At 62.1% G+C, this 10373-nt stretch carries 10 protein-coding genes; 3 read left to right on the top strand and 7 right to left on the bottom strand.

The window, feature by feature from the left end; translation table 11 throughout:
* Positions 1 to 182: 182 nt before the first annotated feature.
* The 7 genes from ACFOFO_RS15005 to ACFOFO_RS14975 all read right to left on the bottom strand — a co-directional run bounded on the left by ACFOFO_RS15005 (position 183) and on the right by ACFOFO_RS14975 (position 7973).
* On the bottom strand, positions 183 to 1343 hold the full coding sequence (locus ACFOFO_RS15005; protein WP_390321989.1) for a septal ring lytic transglycosylase RlpA family protein: 1161 nt from the start codon (positions 1341 to 1343) through the stop codon (positions 183 to 185).
* A 299-nt stretch (positions 1344 to 1642) separates the two neighbouring features.
* Positions 1643 to 2755, bottom strand: coding sequence for a rod shape-determining protein RodA (gene rodA, locus ACFOFO_RS15000; protein ID WP_390321988.1), 1113 nt, complete (start codon positions 2753 to 2755; stop codon positions 1643 to 1645).
* Positions 2756 to 2759: 4 nt separating this feature from the next.
* Complete coding sequence (gene mrdA / locus ACFOFO_RS14995) at positions 2760 to 4763, bottom strand: penicillin-binding protein 2 (protein ID WP_390321987.1); 2004 nt, start codon at positions 4761 to 4763, stop codon at positions 2760 to 2762.
* Positions 4764 to 4936: 173 nt separating this feature from the next.
* Positions 4937 to 5449, bottom strand: coding sequence for a rod shape-determining protein MreD (gene mreD / locus ACFOFO_RS14990; RefSeq protein WP_390321986.1), 513 nt, complete (start codon positions 5447 to 5449; stop codon positions 4937 to 4939).
* Complete coding sequence (gene mreC, locus ACFOFO_RS14985; protein WP_390321985.1) at positions 5446 to 6519, bottom strand: rod shape-determining protein MreC; 1074 nt, start codon at positions 6517 to 6519, stop codon at positions 5446 to 5448. Before mreC ends, mreD begins: the two co-directional genes overlap by 4 nt.
* Before the next feature lie 127 nt (positions 6520 to 6646).
* The gene (locus ACFOFO_RS14980; RefSeq protein ID WP_390321984.1) at positions 6647 to 7690 is read right to left on the bottom strand and encodes a rod shape-determining protein; all 1044 of its coding nucleotides are present in this window, start codon (positions 7688 to 7690) and stop codon (positions 6647 to 6649) included.
* 88 nt (positions 7691 to 7778) lie between these two features.
* Complete coding sequence (locus tag ACFOFO_RS14975; RefSeq protein WP_390321983.1) at positions 7779 to 7973, bottom strand: hypothetical protein; 195 nt, start codon at positions 7971 to 7973, stop codon at positions 7779 to 7781.
* Here ACFOFO_RS14975 and gatC point away from each other — a divergent pair.
* The 3 genes from gatC (at position 7972) to ACFOFO_RS14960 (ending at position 10355) form a co-directional block, all read left to right on the top strand.
* Positions 7972 to 8274, top strand: a complete 303-nt coding sequence (gatC, locus tag ACFOFO_RS14970) for an Asp-tRNA(Asn)/Glu-tRNA(Gln) amidotransferase subunit GatC (RefSeq protein ID WP_390321982.1) — start codon at positions 7972 to 7974, stop codon at positions 8272 to 8274. The two genes, ACFOFO_RS14975 and gatC, sit on opposite strands and share 2 nt — an antisense overlap.
* A 96-nt stretch (positions 8275 to 8370) precedes the next feature.
* Entirely contained in the window at positions 8371 to 9843 is a 1473-nt protein-coding gene (gene gatA / locus ACFOFO_RS14965; protein ID WP_390331899.1) for an Asp-tRNA(Asn)/Glu-tRNA(Gln) amidotransferase subunit GatA, read from the top strand.
* Positions 9840 to 10355, top strand: a complete 516-nt coding sequence (locus ACFOFO_RS14960; RefSeq protein WP_390321981.1) for a hypothetical protein — start codon at positions 9840 to 9842, stop codon at positions 10353 to 10355. The genes gatA and ACFOFO_RS14960 overlap by 4 nt, the downstream gene beginning before the upstream one ends.
* Positions 10356 to 10373: the final 18 nt, after the last annotated feature.

The raw sequence follows: 10373 nt of genomic DNA, 5'->3' as shown, positions 1-10373 counted from the left end.
AACGCATACTGGGCAGATAAGCTTGGTCTTGTTGCACTTGGACATTGAAACCGCCAGGCCTGTTGCCCGCATGAAACGTGCGGAATTAAAAATACAGGCGGCAGTATATTTCTGCCATTGCGGTAACTGGATCGGATGAAATAACGTCGATCCGCGCACAAGCTTGGCGCTGTACCTAAGTTCTAACGCGGCACGACCACCGGCTTGCCGGCACCGGCGCCGCTCATCTTCTGCGCGCTCTCGAGCGCTGCGGCGCGGGTCGCGAACGGACCGCCAAGCAGGCGGAACAGCGCACCACTTGCTACCACCTGCAGCGGCGGCCAGGTAAGGGCCCAATTCCGGGTCAGCCGCTGACGCACCGATTCGGCGTTGCTGCGCTGTCCATAGGCACCGAACTGCAGATAGAAGCCGCTGGCGGCTGCCGCTCCGTCATTGGCCGGCGCCGCCGGCAACGCTGCATTCGGCGCTGCGTTCGGGGCCAGCGCGCTGATCGGGTCGGCCTGCACCTCGACGCTCGGAAAGCTGACCGCCATCAGTTCAGCTTGCACCGGGCGCTCGCCGCTGCCGGGCGCCGCCAACGTGGCAGCCGTTGCCAGCGCCGGCACCACGGACGCGGTCGGCGCCGCCGCCACCGCCACCACAATCGCCGGCGACGACTCGACCGGCTTGCCCTTGTTCTGCGCCAGCCGCGCGATCTCGTCCGGCAGCAGGCGCTCGACCTGCAGCTGGGTGCTGCCCGAGCCCAGATAAGCGAGTTTCAGCGCGGCGGTATACGACAGGTCGATGATGCGGCTGGAATGGAACGGCCCGCGATCGTTGATGCGCACGATCACCTGGCGGCCGTTGGACAGATTGGTGACGCGCGCATACGACGGGATCGGCAAGGTCGGATGCGCGGCACTCATCTTGTACATATCGTAGCGTTCACCCGATGAAGTCCTCTGGCCGTGGAATTTCTTGCCGTACCAGCTGCCGGTGCCGCGCTGCACGAACGGGCGGTTATCGGTGATCGGCGTGTAAGTCTTGCCGAACACGACATACGGCTTGTTGCCGCTGCGCGAATATGCCTCGAGCTTGGGTTCGGCGTCCGGCACCTGGTCCAAGTCTGGCGGTGGCTGGTCGCCGGGGCCGTCGTCCTGGTAGTAGCCGCCGCGTCCGGAGCCGGCCGCCGGCAACGCCGGATGCGACGACGCCGGCTTGCCGGCCGTCGGCGGCGCGCGCCCGGATGCGGAGTCCGCCGGCGGCGCTTTCGGCACGCTGCCACAGCCGGCCAGTATCAGGGTCAGGATCAGGCAAGCTACCAGTGACCAGCGGCGCGATGCAAATCGTGAGCGCAAGGGCATTACATTCTCCTTATTATGATCTGATTCGTTGCCAACCTTGGATTCGCGTGTCGAGCAGTCAATCAACAAATGGCTCGATCGGCTCCTTCCCCCTTGCAGGGGGAAGGTTGGGATGGGGGTCTGGCCTCCACTCGACAGTGCGCGCGCGATCTAACGCACTACCCCCACCCTAGCCCTCCCCCTGCAAGGGGGAGGGAATCATCACCACCATTTTTCCGCTGTCGCATGGCGTCGACCAAAGATGGTTCTCACTACATCGATGGCCGCACGCAGCGTATGCGGCTGGAATGCTACCTACATCAGGTCTGCACCAGCTTGCGATGGCGCTGGATGCTCATCAGGATGCCGGCGCCGAGGCCGAGCGTGACCAGCGCGGTGCCGCCGTAGCTCATGAACGGCAGCGGCACGCCGACCACCGGCAGGATACCACTGACCATGCCCATGTTGACAAACGCGTAGGTGAAGAAGATCAGCGTGATCGCGCCGGCCAGCAGGCGCGCGAAAAAGCTCGGCGCATTGGCGGCGATGTACAGGCCGCGTCCGATCAGCAGCAGGTACAGGAACATCAGCACCAGGTTGCCGATCAGGCCAAATTCTTCCGAAAATACCGCAAAGATGAAGTCGGTGGTGCGCTCGGGGATGAATTCCAGGTGCGCCTGCGTGCCCTTCAGCCAGCCCTTGCCGTGGATCCCGCCGGAGCCGACCGCAATCGTCGACTGGATGATGTGGAAGCCCTTGCCGAGCGGGTCGGAGGTCGGGTCGATCAGCATCATCACGCGCTCGCGCTGGTAGTCGTGCAGCCGCGACCAGACCACCGGCAGGCTGGCACCGACCGTGATGACCAGTCCGAGCAGCATCTTCCATGACAGGCCGGCCAGGAAGATGACATAGAAGCCGGCCGCCAGCACCAGCAGCGCGGTGCCGAGGTCAGGCTGCTTGGCGATCAGCCCGACCGGAATCAACAGCAGGATCGCGGCGACCAGATATTCATGCCAGCGGATCATGCCTTCGCGCTTCTGGAAGAACCAGGCCAGCATCAGCGGCATCGCGATCTTCATCACTTCGGACGGCTGGATCACCATCCCGACATTGAGCCAGCGCCGCGCGCCTTTCTTGACCATGCCGAAGGCCGCGACCGCCACCAGCAACGCAATGCCGACCGTGTAGACCGGCACCGCAAAGCGCATCAGGGTCTGCGGCGGGATCACTGCAGCGACCCACATCACCACGAAAGCGACCAGGATATTGCGCAACTGGTCCTCGACCCGGCCCGGAAAATCGATGCCGGCCGAGTACAGCGTGACGATACCGACCGACAGCAGCAGGAACATGATCAACGCCAGCGGGCCGTCGAACACCGTGAAATACGGTTGGGCGACGCGCCAGAACGACCGTTTTTCGCTGATACGCATGGCCTTATTCCTTGTTCCCTGGCGATTCTTCGCCGGGCTTGGGTCCGGTGGCGGCTTCCGCTTCCGCCTTCAGTTCGGCGGCCGGGCGCTGCAGCGCCGCATCGTCTTTCGGTTGCTCCGGCTGCGGCGGCGTCTCCTTGCCCTTGCCGGCATCCTCCGGCTTCTTGCCGAGCAGGTAGTAATCGAGTGCCTTCTTGACGATAGGCGCGGCAGCCTCGGCCCCGAAACCGCCGTTCTCGACCACGATCGCGATCGCGATGCGCGGCTGGTCGGCCGGCGCAAATGCCGTGTACAGCGCATGGTCGCGCAGCCGTTCACCGATGGTCTTGGCGTTGTATTTTTCGTTTTTCTTGATGCCGACCACCTGCGCGGTGCCGGTCTTGCCGCCCGACACATAGCCGGCGTTGACAAACACCCTGGCCGAGGTGCCTTCCTTGGTGACGCCGATCATGGCGCGCTTGATGATGTCGATGTTTTCCTGCTTGAGCGGAATCCGGTAGCTTTCCTTGGCCACCGTCAGGGTCTGCTTGTGCGTGACGCCATCTTCCAGCGACTTGACCAGGTGCGGCTTCATCACCACGCCGTTGTTGGCCAGCGTGGCGATCGCGTGCGCCATCTGCAGCGGCGTAAACGAGTTGTAACCCTGGCCGATGCCGAGTGAAATGGTTTCGCCGGCAAACCATTTTTTCATCTCCGGCCGCTTGTAATAATTGCGCTTCCATGCGGTCGAGGGCAGCAGGCCGCGCTTCTCGTGCTCCAGGTCGATCCCGGTCAGTTCGCCAAAACCGAACGGTTTCATGAAATCGTGAATCGCATCGACGCCGAGGTCGTTGGCCAGCATGTAATAGTAGGTATCGCACGATTGCACGATCGAGCGGTACATGTCGACCGAGCCATGGCCGCCCGGCTTGTCGTCGTTGAATTTATGATTGCCGAACCAGAAATAGCCCGGATCGGACACGGTCATCGACGGCGTGCGCTTGCCCAGTTCCAGTGCGGCCAGCGCCATGAACGGTTTATAGGTCGATCCCGGCGGATAGGTGCCGGTCAGCGGCCGGTTCACCAGCGGCTTGTCGAGCGAGGTGTTCAGGCTCTCCCAGGTCTGCTGGTCGATGCCATCGACAAACACGTTCGGGTCATAGCCGGGCTTGGAGACATAGGCCAGCACGTCGCCGGTGGCCGGCTCGATCGCGACCAGCGCGCCGCGGCGGTCGCCGAATGCTTCCTCGACGACTTTTTGCAGCTCGATATCGATCGACAACACCAGGTTGCTGCCCGGACCGGCGGCGGTACGCGACAGCGTGCGCACCGCGCGACCGCCGGCCGAGACCTCGACCTCTTCGTAGCCGGTATTGCCATGCAGTTCTTTCTCGTAACTTTTTTCGAGGCCTTCCTTGCCGATGTAGTCCGTACCGTTGTAATTGGCGGCATCGTCGCTGTCGTCGATCTTTTCCGCATCCTTCTGGCTGATGCGGCCGATGTAGCCGATCACGTGCGATGCCAGCTCGCCCAACGGATACTGGCGGAACAGCCGGGCCTGGATTTCGACGCCGGGAAAGCGGAAGCGCTGCACCGTGAAGCGCGCCACTTCCTCGTCGGTCAGGCGGGTGCGGACCGGCACGCTTTCAAAGTTCTTCGATTCGTCCAGCAGCTTGCGGAATCGCTTGCGGTCCTTGGCGTCGATCTCGACCAACTCCGCCAGTTGATCGATCACCGCATTGAGCTCGCCCTTGATCTTGGATGGCGTGATTTCCAGCGTGTAGGCAGAGTAATTGCGCGCCAGCACCACGCCATTGCGGTCCACGATCAAGCCGCGGTTCGGCACCACCGGCACGATCGAAATCCGGTTTTCCTCGGCCTGCGCCGCGTAGTCGTTATGCTTGTAGACCTGCAGCCAGATGAAGCGCGACAGCAGCAAGCCAAAGCAGATGAACACGAAGATGGCCACCGCCGACAGCCGCAGGCGGAAGAAGTAAAGCTCACGTTCGGTATTCTTGAATTCAGTCATGGGGTGTCAAACTGGTACTGCAATACTGATACAGAACTCCTAAGGTGGCCTCGGGAAACCGTAGCGAGCGGCGCAAGGTCAAGTTGAGAAGCGCAGTCGTACGCAGGTACGGCGAGCATCGCAGGCTTGAGATTGCCTTATTGTTTGCATGCAGTAGGTTTACGGAGGCCAACTCAGATCGGTCGCGTCAAATCGCGGTCTACCGAGCGCCGCTGCGGCGCCAGCAGCATCCACGTCACCAGCGGCCACAGCAATACCGATACGAAGCTCTCGCTGAAATACAGCCAGCCGGGGAACTGGCCGCTGACCGCGTAGCGCACCATCAACTGCACCGCCTGGGTCAACAGCAACAGCGGCAATACGTGCAGTGCCTGGGTCGGCACCGGGAACCACATCACGCGGCGATGAATCATGATCGCGAAGAACGACAGCAAGGTGTACGCCAGCGCGTTTTCACCGAGCAGCGTGGCGTCGTGCACATCCATCAGCAGCCCCATGAAGAACGCCACACCGATACCGACCTGGCGCGGCTGCCGGATACCCCAGAACACCAGCACCAGCGCGACGAAATCCGGCACGGCTACCCAATGTCCCCATGGCAGCAGATTCAGCAGAAAGGCGATGAAGATGCTGAACGCGATGAACGCCGGGTTGACCGGCTGCAGGATGTATAGCGGACGGTTCATTGCGCGGCCTCCTTGGCCTTCGGCCCCTGTTTGGCGGCATTGTTCTGAGCCGGTTTGGCGGCATCGCTCTGAGCCGGTTTGGCGGCATCGCTCTGAGCCGGCTTGGCGGCCTCTTTCGGCGCGTCCTTGACGCTCGTTTGGGCAGCAGCGTCGTTGCCGTTAGCCTTGACCGCTTCCTTGCCCGCGCGCTTTTTTCCCAGCTTGTCGCCAGGTTCAGGCTCCGGGCGCGGCGCAATGTGCAGGTCGGCCAGCAAGATCAGCAATTGCCGGTTGCGGTCGATGCCGGCCAGCGGCTGGCAGACGATGCGACCGAAGGCGCCGGTCGCATTACTGTCGACCTGCTGGACTCTTGCCACCGCCAAGCCGGGCGGATACACGCCGTCGATGCCGGACGTGACCAGCACGTCGCCGACCTTGATGTCGGCATTGGCCGCCATGAAGCGCAGATCGAGCACGCCCGCCTGGCCACGACCGTAAGCCACGCTGCGCAAGCCGTTGCGCACGACCTGCACCGGGATCGCCTGATCCTTGTCGGTCAGCAGCGTCACTTCGGAGGTGAGCATGAACACCCGCGTGACCTGGCCGACTACGCCGATCGCATCGATCACCGGCTGCCCCAGCGCAACGCCATCATGGGTACCGCGATCCATCACGATCTTGCGGGTGAATGCATCGCGCGCGTCGTACAGAATTTCGCTCAGCACCGATTTCACCGGCACCCGCTCGCGCACCTCAAGCAGTTTGCGCAAATGCAGGTTTTCGGCGTTCATCTGTTGTGCCTGCTGCAAGATCAGCGCGTTGGCGACCTGCTGCCGCTTCAGGTTCTTGAGTTCTGTTTCAAGCGAGCTCTGCGCTGTAAAATAGTCACCGACCTTGTACGCCGCGTTGCGCGGCATCATCGCCACCATCTGCAGCGGATACAAGGCGGTGCCGACCAGCTGGCGGATCAGCGCGAGCGAGCGCATGCGCGAATCCGCGACCAGCAGGATGATCGCGATCAATGCGAAAAACACCACTTTGGCCAGCGCTGGCGCGCCTTGCTTGAACAGCGGTGGTGGACTGTATTCCATGGAACGACTTACCAGTTAGCGTGTTGGATACAGGGTGACGAAACACGATGGCGACGCCGCAATGGCAACGCCGCCAATCGCCGGCAGGGCCGGCGGCTGGCGGCGCGCATCACCGGCAACGGCACTGTTATTCGTACGAGAAGATCGAGCCGAGCTGGTCCATCCGCTCCAGCGCCATGCCGGAACCGCGTACCACGCAGGTCAGAGGATCTTCCGCCACCAGCACCGGCAGGCCGGTCTCTTCCATCAGCAGACGGTCGAGGTCGCGCAGCAGCGCGCCACCGCCGGTCAGCATCATGCCTTTTTCGGCGATGTCGGCACCGAGTTCCGGCGGCGTTTGTTCCAGCGCGTTCTTGACGGCGGACACGATGTTGTTGAGCGGATCGGTCAGCGCTTCCAGGATCTCGTTGCTGGAAATCGTAAACGAACGCGGGATGCCTTCCGACAGGTTGCGGCCCTTGACTTCCATTTCCTTGACTTCGGAACCCGGGAAAGCTGAACCGATCGCCTTCTTGATCGCTTCGGCAGTTTGCTCGCCGATCAGCATGCCGTAGTTGCGGCGGATGTAGTTGACGATCGCTTCGTCGAACTTGTCGCCGCCGACGCGGACCGAGCCCTTGTAGACCATGCCGCCGAGCGAGATGATGCCGACTTCGGTGGTGCCGCCGCCGATGTCGACCACCATCGAACCGGTCGCATCCGACACCGGCAGGCCGGCGCCGATCGCGGCCGCCATCGGCTCTTCGATCAGGTACACCTGCGAGGCGCCGGCGCCGAGTGCCGATTCGCGAATCGCGCGGCGCTCGACCTGGGTCGAGCCGCACGGCACGCAGATGATGATGCGCGGCGATGGCTTGAAGAATTTGGAATCATGCACCATGCGGATGAACTGCTTGAGCATTTGCTCGGTAACCGTGAAGTCGGCAATGACGCCGTCTTTCATCGGGCGAATCGCCTCGATGTTGCCAGGCACCTTGCCCAGCATCTGCTTGGCTTCCTTGCCGACCGCCTGAATGGTCTTCTTGCCGTTCGGACCGCCTTCCTGGCGGATCGCAACGACCGACGGTTCGTCGAGCACGATGCCTTGGCCGCGCACATAAATCAGCGTATTGGCCGTGCCCAGATCGATCGCCAGATCGTTCGAAAAATAACTGCGTAAAAATCCAAACATGTATTGTCCTGATGCGCCACATCTGCGCTTAGTATTATTGGGGGTGCCAACGGGGTGTTCGGGTGCTAGCGATGCGTGCGGCGGCCACTCATGGCGAGTCTTCTGGCACCAGCAACGCAATAACCCGCCATTCTACCTTATAATCTGGCGGATATTGGCGCGCAAAACACTCAAAAATTTTGACCGAATGCTGGATAAATAGGCTGTTTTTATGATGTTTTGCCGCTTTTAACGTGCTTTTTAATCCTTTTCCCTGCGCCGTAATTGGGCGCCATTCGATCATGTCTCTTGCCCTTTCCGACGTCAAACGCATCGCCAATCTGGCGCAACTCGAACTCTCCGACGATCAGGCGAACACCACCCTGGATCAGCTCAACGGCATTTTTGCACTGGTCGAACAGATGAGCGCGGTCGATACCAGCGGCATCGAACCGCTGAGCCACCCGATCGCGGCGCACATGCAGAACCTGTCGCTGCGCCTGCGCGAGGACGTGGTGACCGAATCGAACCGGCGCGACGATTACCTGCGATCGGCGCCGGCGACGCAGGACGGCCTGTATCTGGTGCCGAAGGTGATCGAGTAATTGATCACCTGAATGCGCACCTGAATGCGCACCTGAACGCACACCTGAGCGCGCAACAGTGCAACAAACCCGGACCGCAACGCCATCACCCACGTCATGCATACCAAAACACTCAAACAACTATCGACCCTGCTGCACGCCAAGCAAGTTTCAGCTACTGAACTGGCGGCGCTGTTTCTCGATCGCATCGGACATAGCGACCTGAATGCCTTCCTGCACGTCGATCGCGCGCTGACCCTGCAACAGGCGGCGGCGGCCGACCAGCGTCTGGCCAACAACGACGCCACTGCGCTGACCGGCATCCCGATTGCGCACAAGGACATTTTCGTCACGCGCGGCTGGCGCGCCACTGCCGGCTCGAAGATGTTGGAAAATTACACCAGCCCGTTCGATGCTGCCGTAGTGGAACAGTTCAACGCGGCCGGCATGGTCACGCTCGGCAAACTCAATTGCGACGAGTTCGCGATGGGCTCGTCGAATGAAAATTCGCACTTCGGCCCGGTCAAGAATCCGTGGGACAAGAGCGCGATCCCGGGCGGCTCGTCCGGCGGCTCGGCGGCCGCGATTGCGGCCCGGCTGGCCCCGGCCGCGACCGCCACCGACACCGGCGGCTCGATCCGGCAGCCGGCGTCATTCTGCGGCGTCACCGGCATCAAGCCGACCTATGGCCGGGTCTCGCGTTACGGCATGATCGCGTTCGCATCGTCGCTCGACCAGGCCGGCCCGATCGCCAAGTCCGCCGAAGATTGCGCACTGCTATTGAATGCGATGGCCGGCTTCGATCCGCGCGACTCGACCAGTCTGGAGCCGGGCCAGGGCGGCGACAAGGAAGACTACGCGCGCGATTTGAACCAGCCGCTGCAAGGTTTACGGATTGGCATCCCCAAGGAATATTTCGGTGAAGGTCTGGCTGCCGATGTGGAGCAGGCCATCCGCGCCGCGTTGGCCGAATACGAAAAGCTGGGCGCCACGCTGGTGGATATTTCATTGCCGAAAACCAAGCTGTCGATCCCGGTGTATTACGTGATCGCGCCGGCCGAAGCATCGTCCAATCTGTCGCGCTTCGACGGCGTGCGCTACGGTCATCGCGCCAAGGAGTACAAGGACCTGGCCGACATGTACAAGAAATCGCGCGCCGAAGGTTTTGGCGACGAAGTGCAGCGCCGCATCCTGGTCGGCACCTACGTGTTGTGCCACGGTTATTACGATGCCTACTACCTGCAGGCGCAGAAAATCCGCCGTTTGATCGCGCAGGATTTTCAGGATGCATTTACCCGGTGCGATGTCATCATGGGGCCGGTGGCGCCGACCGTGGCGTGGGATCTGGGTGCCAAGGCCAACGATCCGGTCGCCAACTATCTGGCCGATATTTACACGCTGTCGACCAGTCTGGCCGGCTTGCCCGGTATGTCGATTCCGTGCGGCTTCGGTCAGGGCGAGAAGAATGTCCACCGTCCGGTCGGCCTGCAAATCATCGGCAACTATTTCGCCGAAGCGAAGCTGCTGAACGTTGCGCACCAGTACCAGCAGGCGACGGACTGGCATCTGCGGGCGCCGGCCGGCGTATGAAAAATCCCGTGACCCGCGCCGCCACCAGCGCGGTGCTGCGTTCGCTCGCGCTGCTTGGTTTGCTCAGCGCTGCGGCGGGGCCAAGCGCGGCGCTGGCACAGCAACTCGACCTGCGCTTTTCCTGCAGCACCACGCGCAGCGAGGATCTCGGGCCGACGATCTATGCCGACAACGGCGAGATCCGGCTCGACGGCACGCAGATCAAGGCACTGCGCTGGGAGTCGTCGCTGCATCGCAGCACCCACGGCTTCGATTGTAGCATCGACAGCGACGATGGCGTACAGGCAGAAATCACGGAACACGGCTGGCGCCTCCGGCTGAAGGACCCGCACGCGGCGCGCGCCGCACGCGGCTACGATTCTGAGCACGGCGCCAATTGCACGGTCCGTCTGGAGCGCAATGGCGACACGGTCCGGATCAAGCCAAGCTGTCCGGTGCTATGCGGTTCGCGCAATAATTTTTCGGCGCTGTCGGTCGATCTGAACACCGGCGGCTGCCGCTATGAAGAGTAGAACAGCAAGAACATCAAG

Source organism: Pseudundibacterium arcticum (assembly GCF_042646465.1).
In the GTDB taxonomy this organism is placed as follows: Bacteria; Pseudomonadota; Gammaproteobacteria; order Burkholderiales; family Burkholderiaceae_D; genus Undibacterium_A; species Undibacterium_A arcticum.
Note: the sequence above shows the minus strand (reverse complement) of the source record. Positions and strands in the feature narration are given on the sequence as shown.